A 20,980-nucleotide genomic window follows, 5' to 3' on the forward strand; every position below is an offset into this window, starting at 1 on the left:
GATGCGCGTAGCCATCATCGACTACGGTTCTGGAAATTTGCGCTCCGCCACCAAGGCGTTCGAGCGCTCTTCGCGCGAAGCAGGAATTGCAGCAGACATAGACCTGACCAATGACCCTGAGCGCATACGCACTGCGGATCGCGTGGTTCTGCCTGGTGTGGGCGCTTACGCCGATTGCAGCGCGGGACTGCACGCGGTCGACGGCATGGTCGAGGCGATCATTGATGCTGTGGAGCGCAGGGCGGTCCCATTCCTCGGCATATGCGTCGGCATGCAGCTGATGTCGTCGCGCGGGCTTGAAAAGACCGTCACCGAAGGGTTTGGCTGGATCAAGGGTGATGTACGGCAAATGACGCCGTCCGACCCGACCCTGAAGATACCCCAGATCGGCTGGAACACGATTCACGTGAAACAGGAGCACCCGCTCTTTGCCGGGATCAGGACTGGCGAAGGTGGCCTGCACGCTTATTTCGTTCATTCATATCATCTTGAAGCAGCGCACGCTGACGACGTGTTGGCGACTTGCGATTACGGCGGTGCGGTCACGGCAGCAGTCGCTCACGCCAACAAGGCCGGAACCCAGTTTCATCCCGAAAAGAGCCAGACGCTGGGGCTTGCTCTGATCGCCAATTTCCTGCGCTGGAAGCCTTAAGGAGCAGCTCATGTCGAAAAAGGGCTACTGGATGGCGATGGTGAATGTCACCGACGCAGAAGGCTACAAGCAGTATGTTGCTGCCAATGCGGCGGCCTTTGCCAAGTACGGGGGAAGTTTTGTCGTACGCGGCGGGCAGGCTGAAGTGCCGGAAGGGCCGCATGCTTCCCGACTGATCGTCATCGAGTTCGAGAGCTACCAGATTGCACTCGACTGCTACAACTCACCAGAGTATCAGGCCGCACTGAAGTTGCGGACACCATACTCAACCGCCCATCTTGCAATTGTGGAAGGCGTCTGACCTCGTGATCCTGTTTCCTGCCATCGACCTGAAGGAAGGTCAGTGCGTTCGTCTCAAACTTGGGGAGATGGACACTGCAACCGTTTACAATCCGGACCCGGGAGCGCAGGCGCGCGCTTTCGAGGATCAGGGCTTCGAGTGGCTTCATGTCGTCGATCTGGACGGAGCCTTTGCCGGGGAAAGCCGCAATGGCGATGCCGTCGAGGCTATTTTGAAGTCGACGAAGAACCCCGTTCAGCTCGGCGGTGGGATCCGTACGCTGGCGCATATCGAGGCGTGGCTGGACAAGGGTTTGGCGCGCGTCATCCTCGGGACGGTGGCGGTTCGCGATCCCGATCTGGTAAAGGAAGCCTGCAAGGCGTTTCCCGGCAAGATTGCAGTTGGCATCGACGCGCGCGGTGGCAAGGTTGCGGTTGAAGGCTGGGCCGAGGCCTCCTCGCTGGGCGCGCTTGAATTGGCCAAGAAATTTGAAGGCGCAGGCGTCGCAGCCATTATCTACACTGATATCGACCGTGATGGCGTCCTCACCGGCATCAACTGGGACGCGACGATCGAGATGGCGGATGAAGTCTCCATTCCGGTGATCGCATCTGGCGGGCTTGCCTCGCTGGCGGACATCGTCCGCATGACAATGCCCGACGCACGGAAGCTGGAAGGCGCCATTTCTGGTCGTGCGCTTTATGACGGGCGGATCGATCCATCCGAAGCTCTGGCAATTCTTACCAAGGCAAAGGCAAGCGCATGACCTTGAAAGCTCGTGTCATCCCTTGTCTGGATGTGAGGGACGGCCGCGTCGTCAAGGGTGTCAACTTCGTTGACCTGGTTGATGCAGGCGATCCGGTGGAGGCTGCGCGCGCCTATGATGCGGCGGGCGCCGATGAATTGTGCTTCCTCGACATCACCGCCTCTTCGGACAACCGCGAGACGATCTACGACATCGTCGCGCGCACGGCCGAGCAGTGCTTCGTACCGCTTACGGTGGGTGGTGGCGTGCGCCAGGTAGCCGATATTCGAAAGCTGCTGCTTGCCGGCGCGGACAAGGTTTCGATCAACACCGCAGCGGTGAACAACCCCGACCTGGTGTCGCAAGCTGCCGACAAGTTCGGGAACCAATGCATCGTGATTGGCATCGATGCCAAGAAGGTGTCGCAGGAAGGTGAAAGCGATCGCTGGGAAATCTTCACCCATGGTGGACGCAATGCGACCGGAATTGATGCGGTGGAGTATGCAATTGCAATGGTCGAACGCGGCGCTGGCGAAATTCTGCTGACCTCGATGGACCGTGACGGCACAAAAGCCGGCTACGATATCGCGCTGACGCGTGCGATCGCTGATGCGGTGAGTGCGCCGGTAATCGCTTCGGGCGGGGTTGGAACGCTCGATCACCTTGTCGAAGGCATCCGCGACGGCCATGCCACGGCTGTGCTTGCCGCCTCTATCTTCCATTTCGGTACTTACACCATTGCGCAGGCCAAGGAACACATGGCAAAAGCAGGCCTGCCGGTGCGGTTTGACGTTGCGTGACCAACGGGAGGAGGCGGCCTTGAGCCAGTTTTCACTGAGCGATCTCGAGCAGATCGTTGCCGCACGTGGCCGATCGGGTGAATCCGATTCATGGACTGCAAAGCTGTTTTCGAAAGGGATCGGGAAAGCCGCGCAGAAGCTTGGAGAGGAAGCCGTCGAAACTGTCATCGCCAGCGTCACCGGCGATCGCGATGGATTGGTTTGCGAAAGCGCGGATCTTCTCTACCATCTGATGGTCGTGCTTGCCTTGGCAGATGTGAAGCTTGACGACGTCATGCACGAACTTGAGCGACGGACCGGCCGCTCCGGTATTGCTGAAAAAGCTTCCCGCCCATCAGACTGACTGGACCGCAGTAATGCTGACCGACCAACTGACACCTGGCGAGATGTATTCACCCTATCGGGTGTTTACAGCCGATTATTGGGCGAAATTTCGGGCAGATACGCCTCTCACTCTGACTGAAGATGAGGTTCGGCGTCTGCGTTCGCTCAATGATCCCATTGATCTGGACGAAATTCGACGCATTTATCTGTCGCTGTCGCGTCTTTTGTCTGCGCATGTCGAAGCGAGCCAGCTTTTATTCAGTCAGCGGCGTGTTTTTTTCAATGGAGACAATGCCGCCGACAAGACACCGTTCATCATCGGCATTGCCGGCTCGGTGGCAGTGGGAAAATCAACCACTGCGCGCGTTCTGAAGGAATTGCTGCAGCGTTGGCCTTCCAGCCCGAAAGTTGATCTGGTTACGACCGATGGTTTCCTGCTGCCCAATGAGCAGCTGCGCAACGAAAACCTGATGGAGCGCAAGGGATTTCCGGAAAGTTACGACGTTGGCGCGCTGCTGCGCTTTCTGTCTGCGATCAAGTCTGGCCAGAAGAATGTGAAGGCACCGCTCTACTCGCATATGACCTATGACGTGCTGCCCGGTGAATATGTCTCCATCGACCGTCCGGATATCCTTATCTTCGAGGGGATCAATGTGCTGCAGCCGCGCCAGCTGCCACCGGACGGCAAGTTTGTGCCCTTCGTGTCAGACTTCTTCGATTTCTCGATCTATATCGATGCCGATGAAGACCTGATCCACAAATGGTATATCGACCGCTTCATGCGGCTGCGCGAGACCGCGTTTAAAAGCCCGGAATCGTTTTTCCATCGCTATTCCCAGTTGTCGGAAGATGCTGCCCGGGCGATTGCCGAAGGGCTTTGGGAAAATATCAACCTGAAGAACTTGCGCGAAAACATCGTTCCGACCCGTCCGCGCGCCGATCTCGTGCTGCGCAAAGGCAACGATCACCTGATTCGCGAAGTGGCGTTACGGAAGCTTTAACCACCAAATGTGCTTGCTGCAGCGACAAGTTCTTCTTCAAGCGGTGATTAAACATCTAGGCGCATAGTTTTCCCGTCAGTGGAGAATGCGTCTTGCAGATAGTCGATCAAAAAATTGCCGCTCGGACACTTCTGTGGACTGTATGCGGCGCCTACGTATCCATGTTTGTAATTCTGGCGGTATCAGACCTTGAGATTGATCTTGGGTCCGTCGGCATGCTTGCCCAGATACTGGCAGTTGTTTTGCTGATCCTGGGCTATGCCACCTGGCGTCGAATGGTCATTCTGCCGGCTGCATTTGGTTGTCTTGCTGCTGTGTTCGCTTCCAGCTTGCCTGTCCTTCTGTGGACCTATGCGGCAATCAACCTGAACTTGCCGCTGGCTGATTCCCAGCTCATGCGCATGGACGCGGCGCTTGGTTTCAACTGGTACTCCTTCATCGGTTATGTTGATGCGTCGCCAACACTGGCATGGCTGTTGGCGGAGGCGTACTCATCGTTTCATCTGCAGTTGCTGTTCCTGCCAATCCTGCTCGTTATGTTCGGGCGTGAGCAGCGCGCATATGCGATGATCTTTGCCTACTACGTTCTTTGCGCCATCTCGAGCGTCATCAGTATCTGGTATCCAGCCTTGGGAACCTATGTGATGTATGGCGTCGAAGCTGAGACGCTCAGCAACATCAACGCCAAGTTCGGCTATTTCTTCCTTGAGCAGTTTCATGCGGTGCGAGAAGCAGGGCCGTTCGTGCTGCGGCTTGATGAAAGTGCAGGAATCCTGACATTTCCGTCCGTGCACGCCGGTGTCGCCGCTTTGTGCGCCTGGGCGGCGTGGGATGTGAAATGGTTGAGGATCCCGTTCGGGTTGCTCAACGTTGCGATGGCGGTGTCGGCAGTTTCTCACGCCAATCACTATTTTGTTGATGTGATAGCGGGTGTCGCAATAGCTGCTCTGTGCGCCAGCGTCGCCACTTTTGTTTTCTATCGGCGCGCCGACACCTTTGTCAGCGCTCAGCAGGCTACGCTGCCGTCACCCGCCTCAACGTGAGATTGATGCGGCCGCCGTGCTTCAGCAGCGTTGAGGTGCCCGGATAAATCCTGTCGACGCCATGGAAGGCGAGGCGACCCTCGCCGCCCAACACCACCACGTCGCCGCTATGCAGCTTGATAGAATGGGTTGGATCGTCCCGCTTTTGGCCGCCAATGCGAAACATGCAGCTGTCGCCAAGGGAAACTGAAATCACCGGTGCATGAAAGTTGTGTTCGTCGCGGTCTTGGTGCAGCCCCATCTTGGCATGTGCATCATAGAAGTTGATGAGGCAGGCTTCGGGTTCTGGCGCATCCGGTGCGAGGTCATGCCATAGCTCGAGTAGGCGCGCCGGGATTGATGGCCATTGGTCGCCCGTTACAGGATGGCAGCTCTGATAGCGATAGCCCTGTTCCTTGTCGGTCACCCAACCCAGCGTGCCGCAATTTGTCATGCGCACGCTCATCGGTTTTCCGGTCCTCGGCATCGTTGGCACATAGAGCGGCGCGGCGCGTACGACTGCACGTATCTCCGCGAGCAGCGCTTCCTGCGAAATTCTGTCGAAATAGCCGGGCGCGTGACCAACACCGCCGGGAAGCATGAGCATCTAGCGCCTCAAAAAAAACGGCGGCACCACTGCCGCCGTTCAGACAATCTGCCTGCCAAACGAGCCTGAAATCAGGCGTCGAGTTCCGGGATACGGAGAACCTGGCCGGGATAGATCTTGTCGGGGTGGGTCAGCATCGGCTTGTTGGCCTCGAAGATCGCGTCGTGCTTCGTGCCTTTGCCCTTGCCATAATGTGCCTCGGCGATCTTCCAGAGGTTGTCGCCCTTCTTGACCGTGTAGAATACCGGTTCCTTTTCGGCTTTGTCAGCCGCAGCCTCGACCGAAACAGCAGTCTCAACCGATTCCACGCCCATCGTGTTGCCAACCGCGACGATTGCCTTCTCGAGCGTTGCCTGGTCTGCAACCGACCCCTTCAGGACGGCCTTGTTGCCAACGACCTCAATCTGGACCTTGTCGGTTCCAAGACCGTGAGAATCGAGTTCCTTCTTGAGCGCCTCCACCTTCAGCTCTTCGTCATCATCGCCAATTCCGAGTTTCTTTCCGATCGATTTTGCAAAGCTGAACAAGCCCATGTCGTCTCTCCTGTCGAAATAAATTGTCGACCTTGCTGTCAACTTTGGCCCAGAGCGCGACAAAATGAAAGAATGGAATTTAAAGATGACGCCGCGATGAAGGCTATTCAGTCATCCGTAACGCGCCCACGCATTCGTTTCACGTCGGATCGTCCGGCCTTGGCTTTCAGGCGCCGTTCGATTGAACCCTTTGTCGGCTTGGTTTTTCTACGCGGTTTTGCCGGCGGCTCGGCAGCCTTGCCCAGCAACTCGACCAGACGCGCGCGCGCATCTGCGCGGTTGAGTTCCTGGGTGCGGAAGCGGTTGGCCTCGATGACGATGACACCATCTTTGGTCGCGCGCTGGCCGGCGAACTGGATCGCGCGCTCGCGGACCCGCTCGGGCAGGGCGGAGCGGGGAACGCAGAAGCGGAGCTGGACAGCAGTAGCTACCTTGTTGACGTTCTGACCGCCGGGACCAGATGAGCGGATGAAGCTTTCGTCCAGCTCGTCCTCGCTGATCGTCACACCGGGCGCGATGCGAATTGTCCGCCCTTCATTCATGCAGTGCCTCACGGGTAGCTCAAACAGCGGCATTGGCCAGCTGGTTTTCGTGAAATTCATAGCACAAGACGCGGCGCGAGTCCGTGCCTCGCACCGCGTCCTGTGGTTCACGTGAAACCATTACCTTGCGTTACAGGGCTGTTTAGGCCCTACGCAGATGCCGCATTCGAACTCAGAACTCTTCCCAGCCCTCGTCAGGGGTGTGTACGGCGGCTATCACGGCTGCAGCGTTGCTTGCCTGTATCGTCTGGAAGGTGTTCGAAAACAGTGTGCTCTTTCCGCTGCTTCGTATCGTCTGCGAGGGCATTTGCGGTTTTGGCTGCTGTTGCGTCACTGTCTTGTGATTGCCAAGACGGAACTGCGCCAAAAGCTCATTGAGCGCCTCGGCTTCGCCGGCCAGCTTGTGGCTCGCGGACGTCGTTTCGCCAACCATGACTGCGTTCTGCTGGGTGCCCTGATCAATCCGGTTGACCGCGATATTGATCTCCTGGAGGCCCGTTGCCTGTTCCTTCGAAGCTTCCACGATGGCCACGACGTTGGTGCTGATGTCCTGCACCTCCTTGACGATGGTCGTCAGTGCATCGCCTGCCTGACCCACGAGGGCCACACCGTCTCGTACATGCGTTCCTGATGCGCTGATCAGCGCATTGATTTCCTTGGCGGCACTGGCCGAGCGCTGTGCTAGCCCGCGCACTTCCTGGGCGACGACCGCAAAGCCCCTGCCGGCATCGCCAGCTCGCGCTGCCTCAACACCTGCGTTGAGCGCAAGAAGGTTGATCTGGAATGCGATTTCATCGATGACGCTGACGATGCCGCCAATCTGGTTGGAGGAGTCAACGATCCGATCCATGGCAGCAACCGCGTCGCGCACGATCACGCCCGAGCGTTCAGCGCCGGTTCGTGTGCGCTCTACCAGTTGACCTGCTTCTTCTGCACGCCGGCTGGAGTCGCTGACGGTCGCAACCATTTGCTCAAGCGCGGCAGCGGTTTCCTCGACCGAGGCGGCCTGCTGCTCTGTGCGATGCGACAGGTCGTCGGATGCCTTGCGGATCTGGTCGGAGTCGGCGTGGATCGCCACCGCGCTGTCGCCAACCGCGCCAAGTGCACTGCGAAGCTTCGCGACTGCGAGGTTGAAGTCGGTGCGCAGCTGCTCCATCGTTTCAGTGAACGGCTGTTCGATCTGCTGCGTCACGTCGCCATCGGCAAGCTGGCTGAGCGCACTTGCAAGAACATCGACCGAATGCTGCAATTCGGCAGCATGTTTTTCCTTTTCCTCAAGCTCACGCATTTCGCGCTCGTGCTCGGTCCGCTGGCGCGCTTCTGCCGCTTCCCGCTCTTCATTGACCTTGCGAATGGTGTTTTCCCGAAACAGGTCGAACGCTGACGCGATCTCGCCAATCTCGTCGCGACGGCCAAGCCCGGGGACCGTTACGTCGAGGTCTCCCGATGCAAGCTGACGCATCGCTCCGGCAGTCCGCGAAATCGGCGCGGCGACAGACCGCCAGACAGTCAGACCAATCAGCACAACCGCCAGAAGAACGATGGCGACGGCGATCATCACCATTCGGCCGATAGCGGAAGTTGTCTCCGCGCGCTGTGTCACCACTTCGCGACGTACATTCTCCATCTCGGCATTGATGCGTACGAACACCGGCTCGATCTGCGAAAAGGCGTCAGCAACCTGAACTTTCAGGCTCGCCGTCTTGTCGAGAATGTCCGCGTAGTTGACGAACGTCATCTGGTATTGATCCAACGTGCCGATCACTGCCTGATGGGATTCTGTGGATCCAAACAGGCCTGAAGGACGCTTTCGCAGAATGTCGATAGCGCGAATAACGGTCGCGCGCGCCTCCATGCTCGGAGCCAGCCGGAAATCTTTTTCACCGCTCGAGATCGCCGCGGCGTCAAGCTTGAGAGCGGGATAAGGGATGTTTGCAAGATGCTTGGTCAGCGCTGCGGTCGCCGTTGACAGTTCTTTACGCAATCCCGCATCGGGGGTCAGACCAAGACGTCTGTTAAGGTTTGCCGCGATGTCGAAAATATTGATGTATCGTTCGAAGCCTGCGGTCAGGATACCCTGTTCGGGAATGTCGCGATGCTGATTTTGCGCGATGATTTCCTCAAGTTGATTGAGCCAGTACAACATCTCGGAACGCTGCGCTGTGTGCTCAACGACATGATGTTCGTTATTGGAGAGGAAAAAATCCTTTTCATGCTGGCGCAATTGCAGGAAGCCGGTTCGCACTTCGCCGGTCACCGCCGCTGCGTTACCGGCCTGCGCCTCCATTTCATTGATCTGTGCAATCAAATGGCGTTCATAGAGGAACAGACCTGTGACAGCCATCACCCCCAGCACGCCGACCAATCCGATGGCAGCAATGCGATGGGAAATGCGAAGAGCCGGGAATTTCATGTTCGAACCCTCGGTATGCACGGCCCTTCCCGTGCCTGACGGGAAGAATGACATGTTAAAATGTGGTCTTGCATGCCGTTTGGCGGAGGCTCGACATCATGTCGCCAGGAGAGTTTCCCAGGCCCGACGCTAAGAGAGCCTGAGAGTGTTAAGTCTCGGTGAATTGCAACACTCGAAGTCAAGGTTTCGTAACAAAAAGCCCCGCGCGCGGGCGGGGCTTTCAGACAGTCAAACAGAAACTGTTTGCCGGCTATTCGACGGCTTGAAATACTCGCGGTGCCGCATTGCGTGTGTCTGCATCGACATGAGCTTCAAATTTGGCGAAACTGTCGATGAACATGCTGACGAGGCGGCTTGCCTGAGTGTCGTAGGCAGCCTTGTCGGACCAGGTCGCGCGCGGATCGAGGATCGCGGTGTCGACGCCGGGGACAGCAACAGGCACTTCAAAGCCAAAGCTCGTATCGGTACGGAACTCGACATTGTTGAGCGAGCCGTCCAGGGCCGCGGAAAGCAGGGCGCGGGTCGCCTTGATCGGCATGCGGTTGCCGACGCCATACGCACCTCCGGTCCATCCGGTGTTGACCAGCCAGCAGGTCACGCCGTGACGGGCGATCAGATCACGCAGCAGGTTGCCATAGGCAGCCGGGTGGCGTGGCATGAACGGTGCGCCGAAGCAGGTGGAGAAGGTGGCTTCCGGCTCCGTTACGCCCTTTTCGGTGCCGGCGACCTTGGCCGTGTAGCCCGACAGGAAGTGGTACATCGCCTGCGCTGGGGTGAGGCGCGCAATCGGAGGCATGACACCGAACGCGTCGGCGGTCAGCATGATGATATTCTTCGGATGACTGGTGCGACCGGTCTCGCTTGCATTGGCGATGAAATGCATCGGATAGGCGCAGCGGGTGTTTTCGGTCAGCGATCCATTGTCGAAGTCCGGCATGCGGCGCTCGTCGAGAACGACGTTTTCCAGCACTGTGCCGAAGCGCCGGGTGGTCCCGAAGATCTCCGGCTCGGCTTCTTCGGACAGCTTGATCGTCTTGGCGTAGCAGCCACCTTCGAAGTTGAAGATGCCGTCTTCGCCCCAGCCATGCTCATCGTCGCCGATAAGCGTACGCTTGGGGTCGGCTGACAGCGTCGTCTTGCCGGTGCCCGACAGGCCGAAGAACACGGCTGCGTCGCCGTCCGGACCGACATTTGCCGAGCAATGCATCGGCATCACGCCGCGCGGCGGCAGCAGATAGTTGAGGGCGGTAAAGACCGACTTTTTCATTTCGCCGGCATAGGATGTGCCGCCGATCAGAACCAGCATGCGCGAGAAATCGATGGCGATGACAGTTTCGGTGCGGCAGCCGTGACGTGCCGGGTCCGCACGGAACGAAGGCAGGTCGATGATTGTCATCTTCGGGGCGAACTGCGCGAGCGCCGAACGCTCCGGACGGATCAGGAGGTTGCGAATGAACTGCGAATGCCAGGCAAATTCGGTGATGACACGGGTTGGCAAGCTGTTGGCTTCGTCGGCGCCACCGACAAGATCCTGTACGTACAGGTCCAGCGACGCTGCATGGGCAACCATGTCCTTGTAAAGCACCTCGAAGTGCTCCGGCGACATCGGCTTGTTGTTGTCCCACCAGACCTGGTCTTCGGTGGACGCATCGCGCACAACGAACTTGTCCTTGGGCGAGCGACCGGTGTGCTGGCCAGTATAGGCAACGAGCGCCCCATGTGCCGTCAGCTTGGCTTCGCCCCGTCGCAACGCGTGTTCGACGAGCTCTGCGGCTTCCAGATTATAGTGCACCGTCCCGGTCGTTTTCAGACCGGAGGTTTCAATCCCGTTTGCGGGATTTCGCGGGCCGATTTCAGTCATCCTCACCACCAAAAGAACCGAGCAATTAGAAAGGCTTTGTCGGTGGCAAGGGTTTGATTTCCTGTCCAGCGAACGAAAGCTCGGTTGTTCCCAAACAGAAAAACTATTGAATTTCAAATCATTAATCGATTGAAAAAAATCTCTTCTGGTTTTAATCGGTTGTAGGTTTGAAAAGCACGGCGCCCTGCGCCTGATCGGGGCCACCACAAGCGGGTTGTCATGCGGGAAATGCCTGCTGTGGACGGCTGATTGGCGGCTGGCAGGTGACGTCGCCACAATTTGTGCCTATTTTGTCCGCCTATAGCCCTTCTGAAGCAGGAAGGACGCCCGCTCATGAGGGAGCCGCTTGAAATGGCAACGATCGCGCTGGTCGATGATGACCGCAATATCCTTACATCGGTATCCATTGCACTGGAATCTGAAGGTTATCGCGTAGAGACGTATACCGACGGTGCTTCGGCGCTTGAGGGATTGTCGGCGCGGCCGCCCAATCTGGCCATCTTTGACATCAAGATGCCCCGCATGGACGGCATGGAGCTTTTGCGTCGGCTGCGCCAGAAAAGTGACATGCCCGTGATCTTTCTCACCTCCAAGGACGATGAGATCGATGAGTTGTTCGGGCTAAAGATGGGCGCCGACGATTTCATCCGTAAGCCATTCTCACAGCGCCTGCTGGTGGAGCGCGTTCGGGCCGTGTTGCGGCGGGCCAATGCACGCGATGCTGGCGCAAAGCCTGCCAGCCAGCAGGCCAAGTCGCTCGAGCGCGGTCAACTCGTGATGGATCAGGAGCGCCATACCTGCACCTGGAAAGGCGAGCCGGTGACGCTGACCGTTACCGAGTTCCTGATCCTGCATTCGCTGGCGCAGCGCCCCGGTGTGGTCAAGAGCCGTGATGCGCTGATGGACTCGGCCTATGATGAGCAGGTATATGTGGATGATCGCACTATCGACAGCCACATCAAGCGCCTGCGCAAGAAGTTCAAGGCGGTCGATGACGATTTCGAAATGATCGAGACGCTTTACGGAGTGGGTTACCGTTTCCGCGAGGCATGAGAGCCTGAAGACGCCCGATGGCGGAAAATAGTCATCAGAACAGCACCGCATTGCGGCGCAATGCTGCATTGAAGAGCGGGTCGATGAGACGCGGCCGTTTCATCGTGCCCATCAAGCGCTTTCTCAGTCACTACGTCTTTTCAAGCCTGACGCAGCGCATTCTGGTGCTCAATCTTGCCGGTCTCGGCGTCATGGTGATCGGCATTCTGTACATCAACCAGTTCCGTGACGGGCTGGTTCAGGCGCGTATCGAAAGCCTCATGATCCAGGGGCAGATCATTTCCGGTGCAATTGCAGCGTCGGCTACGGTCGAGACGGATGCGATCACGATTGACCCGGAAAAGCTGCTTGAGCTTCAGGCGGGACAGAGCCTTCCACCGGGGACGGGTCAGCTTGATAGTCTGCATTTTCCGATCAATCCGGAACGCGTCGCTCCGTTGCTGCAGCGGCTCATTTCGCCGACTTTGACGCGGGCGCGGATTTACGATCGTGAAGCGATGCTCATCCTTGATTCACGTCACCTTTATTCGCGTGGTCAGATCCTGCGTTATGGGCTGCCGCCCGTGGCGGCGGAAGAGCCGGGTTTCCTCCACAAGATGGAGCGGTTTCTGCTTGGCTTCTTCACACGCTCGGATTTGCCCGTCTATCGCGAGCAGCCCGGCGGCAGCGGTACTGTTTTTCCTGAGGTCATGAGCGCGCTGCAAGGCAGCCCGGCAACATATGTCCGCGTCAGCGAACAGGGCGAGCAGATCGTGTCTGTGGCGGTTCCGGTACAGCGCTATCGCGCGGTGCTCGGCGTGCTGATGTTGTCCACGCAAGGTGGCGACATCGACAAGATCGTGGCCGCAGAGCGGCGGGCGATCCTGCGCGTTTTCGGTGTCGCAGCGCTTGTCGTTGCCATCATGTCGACCTTGCTGGCCTCGACCATCGCCAATCCACTGCGCCGCCTGTCGGCCGCCGCCGTGCGCGTGCGTCGTGGCGTCAAGAACCGCGAGGAAATTCCCGACTTCTCCGACCGCCAGGACGAGATCGGCAATCTGTCGGTAGCGTTGCGCGACATGACCAATGCGCTTTATGCCCGCATTGAAGCTATCGAAAGCTTTGCGGCGGATGTCTCGCACGAGTTGAAGAACCCTTTGACGTCGCTGCGAAGTGCTGTCGAGACGCTGCCTCTGGCCAAAAACGAGCGTTCGCGAGAACGGCTGATGGAAGTGATCCAGCATGATGTGCGACGCCTCGATCGCCTGATCACCGACATTTCCGACGCGTCGCGCCTCGACGCCGAACTTGCACGCGAGGACGCAACGCGGGTTGATCTGCTGCGCCTTGTCACCGATCTCGTCGACGCCTCCCGTGATCCCGGCCGCAATCGCAAGCCGGTCGAAATCGTTGTCCAGACGGTGAAAAAAAACCAGCCAGCGCGCGATTTCTATGTGTCGGGACATGATCTGCGTCTTGGACAGGTCCTGACCAATCTGATCGAGAATGCGCGATCCTTCGTGCCGGAAGATGGCGGCCGCATCCTGGTCACGATGGGCCGGTCGGGGCGGTATGTCGTTCTAACAGTGGATGACAATGGACCTGGCATTCGAGTCGAGCAGATCGAACGCATCTTCGAGCGCTTCTACACCGACCGTCCTTCGGGTGAGGCTTTCGGGCAAAATTCCGGTCTCGGTCTGTCGATCAGCCGTCAGATCATCGAGGCGCATGGTGGCAAACTGACCGCTGAGAATATTGCCGGCACGAAGCCGGGAGAATTTGGCGGTGCGCGTTTTGTCGTGACCTTGCCTGCGGAAACGTGATGATCCGCCGCAACGCCCATGCCAGCTGTGTCGTGCTTGGATCAAAAGGGGTGATGATCCGCGGACGCTCGGGTGCGGGAAAAACTACATTGGCGCTCGCTTTGATCGAGGCGTGCCGTGGCCGTGGCCAGTTTGCCCGGCTGGTGGCGGATGATCAGATCTGGCTGGAAGCGCGCAACGGCCGGGTGGTTGCGGTCGCGCCAGACGCCATCGCCGGTCTTGTCGAAATTGTCGGGGTCGGCCCTTCTCCGGTCGCTTTTGAGGCAGGATCCGTCGTTGATCTGATCGTCGATCTTGTGGAACCGGCTGAGGCGGCACGCTACCAGGATGAAGCCGCGTGCTCGCTTGAAGGTGTTCAGATTCGTTATCTCAATGTGCCTGAGCGACAGGTGGTTTGTGCTGTCGGGGCAGTTCTGAGCCGGCTGGATATTTTCCCTTTGGGTTGACGAACAGGTGCATTTGCCTTGATATCGCTACGGCTGCGTCAATTTGGCCTATCCCGGAGCAAGTTTTGACTTGTCAAAGGCCAAGTCACTGACAAGATTACGCCCCTGCCGCCCGGCTTTGGAACAGGGTATCCGGGGCGATACGTTCAGGCCGCTGACAACGGGTTGGATACGTGACGGGAGTGGGTAGTGACCAATTCTGAAAAGATCGGGAATGGCGGTATGCCGGACGCTGGCTGCTATATCTTGTGCGGCATGATTAATGTCGTCAGCTCGCCGATTGGCGCGTCGAAACGCAGGCATATTGCATGATCGGAATTGTGCTCGTTACGCATGGCCGTTTGGCCGAAGAGTTTCGCCACGCTGTCGAGCACGTGGTCGGCCCGCAGGAAAATTTCGAAACCGTGTCGATCGGGGCGGATGACGACATGGAGCAACGCCGCGCAGATATCGTCGAAGCGGTGAGGCAAGCCGACACCGGAACCGGAACGATCATCCTGACTGACATGTTCGGCGGAACACCTTCAAATCTGGCGATTTCCGTGATGTCGCCGGGCAAGGTCGAGGTTATTGCCGGCGTCAATCTTCCTATGCTCATCAAGCTGACCAGTGTGCGCCTCGGCAATGACATGGATCAGGCGCTCGAGGAAGCACAGATGGCCGGGCGCAAATATATCAACGTTGCAAGTCAGCTGTTGGCGGGAAAATGACTGAAACTGTTACGCACAACGACGGCGGCAGCGTCAGCCGTCAACTCATGATCGTCAACAAGCGTGGTCTGCATGCCCGTGCATCGGCAAAGTTTGTCCAGTTGGTGACAGGCTACGACGCGACGGTCGAGGTCGAAAAGGACGGTGTGACGGTCGGTGGAACCTCGATCATGGGACTGATGATGCTGGCTGCCAGCCCGGGTTGCGCCATCTCGATCACCGCACATGGCAATGACGCCGAAGCCGTGGTCGCAGCGCTCGAAGAACTTGTCGCAGACCGTTTCGGCGAAGAGTGCTGACGAACAAATAGATCCGACATAGACGGATAAGGATTTCTTTATATCCATTGCCGCGAAGGCTGATTTCTGCTAGTCCGCTGCCAAACACGGCCATATTCCGGCGTCTTGCCGGTATGGTTTGGAAATCACCGGGGCATCGGATTGCGAACAGGCTTCTGCCTCAGGAATTCCGCTGCTCTCTTGAAGGTTGAGCGACCTGAAGCGCCGTTCGGCGCAGGTCGATTGAAAGCGGGAGCGGACGCATGAGCGGACAGGACTACATCGTTGCCGATATCGGGCTGGCCGACTGGGGCCGCAAGGAAATGGTTATTGCGGAAACGGAGATGCCCGGCCTGATGGCGGCGCGCGAGGAGTTTGGTGGGTCCAAGCCGCTGAAAGGCGCGCGCATCACCGGCTCCCTCCACATGACCATCCAGACAGCGGTTCTGATCGAGACCCTCAAGGAACTTGGCGCGGATGTGCGCTGGGCCTCGTGCAACATCTTCTCGACCCAGGACCACGCAGCAGCGGCCATTGCCGCAACCGGCACGCCGGTGTTTGCGGTCAAGGGCGAAACGCTCACCGAGTACTGGGACTACACCGATCGCATCTTCCAGTGGCCCGATGGCGGCACCTCGAACATGATCCTCGATGATGGTGGCGATGCCACCATGTACATCCTCATCGGTGCGCGCGCCGAAGCTGGCGAGGACGTCCTGTCCAATCCGGGCAATGACGAAGAGGAAATCCTTTTTGCGCAGATCCGCAAGCGGATGGCGGCGACTCCAGGTTTCTTCACGCGCCAGCGCGACGCGATCAAGGGTGTCACCGAGGAAACCACGACGGGCGTCAACCGCCTTTATCAGTTGCAGAAGAAGGGCCTCCTCCCGTTCCCTGCCATCAACGTCAATGACTCGGTCACCAAGTCCAAGTTCGACAACAAATATGGCTGCAAGGAATCGCTGGTCGACGGCATCCGCCGGGCAACCGACACGATGATGGCCGGCAAGGTCGCGATCGTTTGCGGCTACGGTGATGTCGGCAAGGGCTCGGCCGCTTCGCTCACCGGTGCCGGCGCGCGCGTCAAGGTCACCGAAGTCGATCCGATCTGCGCCTTGCAGGCTGCCATGGATGGCTACGAAGTCGTCACCCTTGCGGATGCAGCCGACACCGCCGACATCGTCATCACCACGACCGGCAACAAGGATGTCATCACCCTCGATGACATGCGCAAGATGAAGGACATGGCGATCGTCGGCAACATTGGCCATTTCGACAACGAAATTCAGGTCGATGCGCTGCGCAACCTCAAGTGGACCAACATCAAGCCGCAAGTTGACATGATCGAGTTCCCCGATGGCAAGCGGATGATCCTTCTTTCGGAAGGACGCCTGCTAAATCTGGGCAACGCCACGGGTCATCCAAGCTTCGTCATGTCGGCATCCTTTACCAACCAGGTGCTGGCGCAGATCGAACTGTGGACGCGCGGCGAGCAGTACGAAAACCAGGTCTATGTCCTGCCCAAGCATCTCGACGAAAAGGTCGCGCGGCTGCATCTGGCGCGCGTCGGCGCCAAGCTGACCGAGCTTTCTGATGAACAGGCTGCCTATATCGGCGTGACCCCACAGGGGCCATTCAAGTCGGACCACTACAGGTACTGATTTATTAACCATTGCACACACTATATAGACGCCGGGTGATTGACTTTTGCCCGGCGTCTTTTTTTGCGCGCGCTTTGCCTTCCCGAGGATTCACCCACACGGTACAGTTGCGTGATTCGTGACGCCTCCGGTTCTGGGGAGAAACATGGGGCGCGTCCTTTCAGCGGTGTCGAACGACGCCTTTTGTGGCGGAGAGGACTTTAGGAAATGCCAGCGGCTGTAGATCTGGAAGCGGGACAATCCAGCTCCGGCGAAAACAAGGATTCCGGACGCAGCGGGACACGCGCGCGTATCCGCGACAGAGTCCGTACGATCGCTTTGCGCTCTGCAGCACTGCTGTGCTCGACAATGCCCGTATCTGCCTACGCGCAGGAGGTGAACCGCGCGTCGATGTCGCTCGGCACGGTGGACGTGATACAGCTGGCGCTGTTTCTTGGCATCACCAGCGCGGCGATGCTTTCCGCCATTCTCATGATCCGCGAGCGAGCGCGGATCGCCGCTGAAAATACCCAGTTGCGCGACCGTGTCGCTGAACTCGATGGAGCGCTGCAGCGTTCCGACGCGCTGCTTCATCTGCGCGACCAGCGTATCGTCGTCTGGTCCGATGGCGACCGCAAGGCGGAGCTGGTTGGCTCGCTTTCGACACCCGGCGCTCCTGACGACCGTGCGACTTTCCTGGCTTTCGGCAAATGGTTATTGCCGCAAGCTGCGGCGCAGGTCGAGCGTGCCGTGGCGCGGCTGCGTGAAGCGCGTGAGCCATTCGATCTGATCGCGGAGACGTCGCGTGGCGGACTGATCGAAGTGCAGGGCCGGGCCGGGGTGGCGCATGTTGCCGTGCGTTTCCTGTCGATGAGCGACGCCCGCCGTGAGCATGGCGAGCTGCGCCTTGAGCATCAACGCCTGCGTGTTGAGCATGATAACCTTCTGGGGTTGCTTGATGCATTGACCATGCCTGTCTGGGTGCGCGGAGCGGACGGCCAGCTCAGCTGGGTCAACAATGCATATGCCGATCTCGTTGAAGTGCCGACCCAGGGCCTTGCAATCAGCGAGAACCGTGAGCTTTTCGGAACCTCCGCCCGTCAGCAGATCGCTGATGACCACCGGTCGCGTCGCGTGTTTTCGCAAAATCTCTCGACGGTGGTGCGGGGCGACCGGCGCATCTTTGCGGTCTCGGATTTTGCTGGCGCTGAAGGTTCAGCCGGCCTTGCCTGGGATGTCGGTGAGATCGAAAATCTGCGTGAGGAGTATGAGCGTGTTGTGCGCAGCCATGCCGACACGCTGGACCGGCTCAACACCGCGGTGGCGATTTTCGACACCGACCAGAACCTTCTGTTCCACAATCAGGCCTTCCAGAAGCTATGGGATCTCGACCCGGCCTTCCTGATGAGTGCGCCCGACAATACCCTTCTGCTTGACCGGCTCCGCAGCGAAGGCAAGCTGGCCGAGCAGCCCGAGTGGCGGCGATGGAAGGAAAACCTTCTTGCCGCCTATCGTGCCGTCGAACCGCAGGAGCATCTTTGGCACCTGCCTGACGGCCAGACGTTGCGCGTGGTTGCCAATCCGAGCCCCAAGGGCGGCGTGACCTGGCTGTTCGAAAACCTCACCGAGAAGATCAATCTGGAAAGCCGCTACAATACCGTCGTGCGCGTGCAGGGCGTGACGCTCGACAATCTTGCTGAAGGCGTGGCGGTGTTCGGGCCGGACGGGCGCATGCGCCTGTCGAACCCTGCGTTCACGGCCCTGTGGGGCATGTCGGATGAATTGGTTCAGCCTGGAACGCACATTTCAGTCATCAAGGCGGCATGCCAGTCGCTGGCCAAAATCAGTCCCTGGGGTGACCTGGCGGCGGCAGCCACCGGTTTTGACGAAGAGCGTTCCGATGCTCAGGGGCAGGTGGAACTCAATGATGGCAGCGTCCTGCGCTACGCGGTGATCCACTTGCCCAACGGCCAGCTGATGACGACATTCATTGATGTGACCGACAGCGTAAATGCCGAGCGCATGCTCAAGGACAAGAACGAAGCCCTTGAGCGTGCCGATCAGCTGAAGAATGATTTCGTCCAGCACGTCTCCTATGAGTTGCGTTCGCCGCTGACCAATATTATCGGTTTCACCGAATTGCTGGCGCAGGACACCACTGGCCCGCTCAACGAGCGTCAGCGCGATTATCTTGGTCATATCGCATCTTCGTCGTCAGAGCTTGAAACGATTGTCGATGACATCCTTGATCTGGCGACGGTCGATGCCGGCATCATGGAACTGGATATCAAAGAGGTCGCGATCGAGCAGACGGTTCGCTCTGCAGCCGACCTTGTGGCCGAGCGCCTGCGCGAGCATCGCATCGGGCTGCGGATCGAATCAGATGGCGCACCGGCAAGCTTTTTCGGTGACGAGAACCGTATCCGCCAGGTGTTGTTCAACCTTCTCAGCAACGCTGCCAATTACGCACCCGAAGGCTCAACGATATTGCTGGCCTGCGCGCGCGCGCCCTCAGGTGTGATGTTCTCGGTTCACGACGATGGTCCGGGTATCCCGGAAGACGTCATCGACACCATTTTCAAGCGTTTCGAGCCACGTACCAATGGCGGACGTCGCCGCGGAGCAGGGTTGGGCCTCTCGATCGTCAAGAGTTTCGTCGAGTTGCATGGTGGCACGGTCGAGATCGTCACTGGCGTCAACGAGGGCACGACTGTGAATTGCCAGTTCCCACTGGTTCCCGAAGGATTCCTTGCTGCGGCGGAATGAACATGATCCCAGAACGGGTGCTGCTGACGCTCGACTTGCCCGACGAGCAGGCTTCCAATCAGCTTGGTGAAGACATCGCCGCAGCGCTGCGCATTGCAGACGTGTTGTTGCTGTCGGGCGACCTTGGCATGGGCAAGTCGACGCTGGCGCGCGCGATCATTCGTGCGATGGCCGGCAATCCGGAGCTGGAAGTTCCGAGCCCGACCTTTACGCTGGTGCAAGCCTATCCGACCCGCGTGCCGATCCAGCACTATGATCTGTATCGTTTGGGTGCCCCCGATGAGCTTGAGGAACTGGGCTTCAGCGAGGCGATCCGCGACGGCGCGGTTCTGGTTGAATGGCCCGAGCGTGCGGCCGAAGACATGCCGAAGGACGCCGTGCGCCTTTCGCTGAGCGAGAAGGGGCAGGGCCGTACCGTTTCGATCGATGCGCCGGTCGATTTTGCTGAACGCCTGCAGCGCTCACTCCTGATCCGTCGGTTTCTGGACGATGCCGGCTGGCAGCATGCGTCGCGCAACTTCCTGGTCGGTGATGCATCGACGCGCGCCTATGAAAGCGTGTGCCGGTCTGATGGCACGGCGATGATCCTCATGAACGCGCCACGCCGCCCGGATGGACCGCCGATCCGTGACGGCAAGCCCTACAGCCGCATTGCGCATCTGGCTGAATCGGTGACGCCCTTTGTCGCGATCGCCAAAGTGCTGCGGGACGCCGGTTTTGCCGCTCCGCAAATTCCTGCCGCGGATCTCGATAATGGTCTCCTGCTTGTCGAGAATCTCGGCACGCAAGGCGTGTTGGATGCGCACGGCATACCGATTGCAGAACGCTACATCGCTTCAGCGGAATTGTTGGCCCGGATGCACATGCATCAATGGCCACAGCGCATCGAGATTGCGCCCGACGCGGTGCATGTCGTGCCTGCCTATGACCGTGTCGCGATGGCGATCGAGATCGAGCTTCTGACGGACTGGTATCTTCCTTATGTAACCGGAACCCCCACTGGGGACGAAGACCGCGCCGAATTCGCCCACGTCTGGGAACAGATGTTTGACCTTCTGGACGATGCTGAAAAGACGCTGGTTCTGCGCGATTATCACTCGCCCAACATTATCTGGCGCGAAGACCGGCGGGGTGATGACAGGGTCGGCATCATCGATTTTCAGGATGCGGTGATCGGGCCGGCGGCTTACGACGTCGCGTCGCTTGCCATGGATGCGCGGGTGACGATTTCGCCTGAGCTTGAGGCAGCGGCCGTCGACGCCTATTGTGCTACGCGCGCGCGTTTGGGCGTCTTTGATCGCGAGCAGTTCGAAACTGCCTATGCGATCATGGCGGCGCAGCGCAACACCAAGATCATCGGCATCTTCGTTCGCCTTGACCAGCGCGACGGCAAGCCCGCCTATCTGAAACATCTGCCGCGCATTCGCGAATATCTCTCTCGCGCGCTTGCGCATCCCCGACTGGCACCGCTGGTGCCGATCTATCGCAAGGCTGGCATCCTGTGA

20 protein-coding genes are annotated in these 20,980 nt (G+C 58.8%); 15 read left to right on the top strand and 5 right to left on the bottom strand.

Going from position 1 to position 20,980, the window contains the following annotated elements; translation table 11 throughout:
• Window position 1 precedes the first annotated feature (1 nt).
• The 7 genes from hisH (at window position 2) to BMZ42_RS10425 (ending at window position 4,845) form a co-directional block, all read left to right on the top strand.
• A complete protein-coding gene (gene hisH / locus BMZ42_RS10395) occupies window positions 2-652 on the top strand; it encodes an imidazole glycerol phosphate synthase subunit HisH (protein ID WP_091521946.1) in 651 nt (216 codons plus the stop codon).
• Between the two features lie 10 nt (window positions 653-662).
• Window positions 663-953 carry a DUF1330 domain-containing protein gene (locus tag BMZ42_RS10400; protein ID WP_091521948.1) on the top strand — a complete coding sequence of 97 codons (291 nt, stop codon included), beginning with the start codon at window positions 663-665 and terminating at the stop codon, window positions 951-953.
• 4 nt (window positions 954-957) lie between these two features.
• Complete coding sequence (hisA, locus tag BMZ42_RS10405; RefSeq protein WP_091521950.1) at window positions 958-1,698, top strand: 1-(5-phosphoribosyl)-5-[(5-phosphoribosylamino)methylideneamino]imidazole-4-carboxamide isomerase; 741 nt, start codon at window positions 958-960, stop codon at window positions 1,696-1,698.
• Window positions 1,695-2,477 (top strand): imidazole glycerol phosphate synthase subunit HisF, encoded by a 783-nt coding sequence (hisF, locus tag BMZ42_RS10410; RefSeq protein WP_091521952.1) that lies wholly within the window; start codon window positions 1,695-1,697, stop codon window positions 2,475-2,477. The genes hisA and hisF overlap by 4 nt, the downstream gene beginning before the upstream one ends.
• Before the next feature lie 19 nt (window positions 2,478-2,496).
• Entirely contained in the window at window positions 2,497-2,820 is a 324-nt protein-coding gene (locus tag BMZ42_RS10415) for a phosphoribosyl-ATP diphosphatase (RefSeq protein ID WP_091521953.1), read from the top strand.
• Between the two features lie 13 nt (window positions 2,821-2,833).
• Window positions 2,834-3,802 carry a type I pantothenate kinase gene (gene coaA, locus BMZ42_RS10420; RefSeq protein WP_091521955.1) on the top strand — a complete coding sequence of 323 codons (969 nt, stop codon included), beginning with the start codon at window positions 2,834-2,836 and terminating at the stop codon, window positions 3,800-3,802.
• A gap of 161 nt (window positions 3,803-3,963) precedes the next feature.
• Window positions 3,964-4,845 (top strand): phosphatase PAP2 family protein, encoded by an 882-nt coding sequence (locus BMZ42_RS10425; protein WP_091521956.1) that lies wholly within the window; start codon window positions 3,964-3,966, stop codon window positions 4,843-4,845.
• Here the strand turns inward: BMZ42_RS10425 and BMZ42_RS10430 are convergent.
• The 5 genes from BMZ42_RS10430 to BMZ42_RS10450 all read right to left on the bottom strand — a co-directional run bounded on the left by BMZ42_RS10430 (window position 4,817) and on the right by BMZ42_RS10450 (window position 10,780).
• Window positions 4,817-5,431, bottom strand: a complete 615-nt coding sequence (locus BMZ42_RS10430; RefSeq protein WP_091521958.1) for an alpha-ketoglutarate-dependent dioxygenase AlkB family protein — start codon at window positions 5,429-5,431, stop codon at window positions 4,817-4,819. The genes BMZ42_RS10425 and BMZ42_RS10430 overlap by 29 nt on opposite strands.
• Window positions 5,432-5,502: 71 nt before the next feature.
• Window positions 5,503-5,964 carry a peptidoglycan-binding protein LysM gene (lysM, locus tag BMZ42_RS10435; RefSeq protein ID WP_091521959.1) on the bottom strand — a complete coding sequence of 154 codons (462 nt, stop codon included), beginning with the start codon at window positions 5,962-5,964 and terminating at the stop codon, window positions 5,503-5,505.
• 107 nt (window positions 5,965-6,071) lie between these two features.
• Window positions 6,072-6,506 carry an alternative ribosome rescue aminoacyl-tRNA hydrolase ArfB gene (gene arfB, locus BMZ42_RS10440; RefSeq protein WP_091521961.1) on the bottom strand — a complete coding sequence of 145 codons (435 nt, stop codon included), beginning with the start codon at window positions 6,504-6,506 and terminating at the stop codon, window positions 6,072-6,074.
• A 172-nt stretch (window positions 6,507-6,678) separates the two neighbouring features.
• The gene (locus tag BMZ42_RS18390) at window positions 6,679-8,919 is read right to left on the bottom strand and encodes a methyl-accepting chemotaxis protein (RefSeq protein WP_280139868.1); all 2,241 of its coding nucleotides are present in this window, start codon (window positions 8,917-8,919) and stop codon (window positions 6,679-6,681) included.
• A 250-nt stretch (window positions 8,920-9,169) separates the two neighbouring features.
• Entirely contained in the window at window positions 9,170-10,780 is a 1,611-nt protein-coding gene (locus BMZ42_RS10450; RefSeq protein ID WP_091521962.1) for a phosphoenolpyruvate carboxykinase, read from the bottom strand.
• Between the two features lie 351 nt (window positions 10,781-11,131).
• Here BMZ42_RS10450 and BMZ42_RS10455 point away from each other — a divergent pair, with 351 nt between their 5' ends.
• From BMZ42_RS10455 to tsaE, 8 genes are all read left to right on the top strand, one after another.
• The gene (locus BMZ42_RS10455) at window positions 11,132-11,833 is read left to right on the top strand and encodes a response regulator transcription factor (RefSeq protein WP_091522192.1); all 702 of its coding nucleotides are present in this window, start codon (window positions 11,132-11,134) and stop codon (window positions 11,831-11,833) included.
• A gap of 17 nt (window positions 11,834-11,850) precedes the next feature.
• A complete protein-coding gene (locus BMZ42_RS10460) occupies window positions 11,851-13,635 on the top strand; it encodes a stimulus-sensing domain-containing protein (protein ID WP_091521964.1) in 1,785 nt (594 codons plus the stop codon).
• Window positions 13,635-14,081 carry an HPr kinase/phosphorylase gene (locus BMZ42_RS10465; RefSeq protein ID WP_091521965.1) on the top strand — a complete coding sequence of 149 codons (447 nt, stop codon included), beginning with the start codon at window positions 13,635-13,637 and terminating at the stop codon, window positions 14,079-14,081. Before BMZ42_RS10460 ends, BMZ42_RS10465 begins: the two co-directional genes overlap by 1 nt.
• Window positions 14,082-14,389: 308 nt before the next feature.
• On the top strand, window positions 14,390-14,791 hold the full coding sequence (locus tag BMZ42_RS10470) for a PTS sugar transporter subunit IIA (protein WP_091521967.1): 402 nt from the start codon (window positions 14,390-14,392) through the stop codon (window positions 14,789-14,791).
• Window positions 14,788-15,090 carry an HPr family phosphocarrier protein gene (locus BMZ42_RS10475; RefSeq protein WP_091521969.1) on the top strand — a complete coding sequence of 101 codons (303 nt, stop codon included), beginning with the start codon at window positions 14,788-14,790 and terminating at the stop codon, window positions 15,088-15,090. The genes BMZ42_RS10470 and BMZ42_RS10475 overlap by 4 nt, the downstream gene beginning before the upstream one ends.
• A 242-nt stretch (window positions 15,091-15,332) precedes the next feature.
• Window positions 15,333-16,730 carry an adenosylhomocysteinase gene (gene ahcY, locus BMZ42_RS10480; protein ID WP_091521970.1) on the top strand — a complete coding sequence of 466 codons (1,398 nt, stop codon included), beginning with the start codon at window positions 15,333-15,335 and terminating at the stop codon, window positions 16,728-16,730.
• Between the two features lie 207 nt (window positions 16,731-16,937).
• Window positions 16,938-19,475, top strand: a complete 2,538-nt coding sequence (locus BMZ42_RS10485; RefSeq protein WP_091521972.1) for a sensor histidine kinase — start codon at window positions 16,938-16,940, stop codon at window positions 19,473-19,475.
• Between the two features lie 2 nt (window positions 19,476-19,477).
• Complete coding sequence (tsaE, locus tag BMZ42_RS10490; protein WP_091521974.1) at window positions 19,478-20,980, top strand: tRNA (adenosine(37)-N6)-threonylcarbamoyltransferase complex ATPase subunit type 1 TsaE; 1,503 nt, start codon at window positions 19,478-19,480, stop codon at window positions 20,978-20,980.

The organism is Aquamicrobium aerolatum DSM 21857 (assembly GCF_900113935.1).
Taxonomy (GTDB): Bacteria; Pseudomonadota; Alphaproteobacteria; order Rhizobiales; family Rhizobiaceae; genus Aerobium; species Aerobium aerolatum.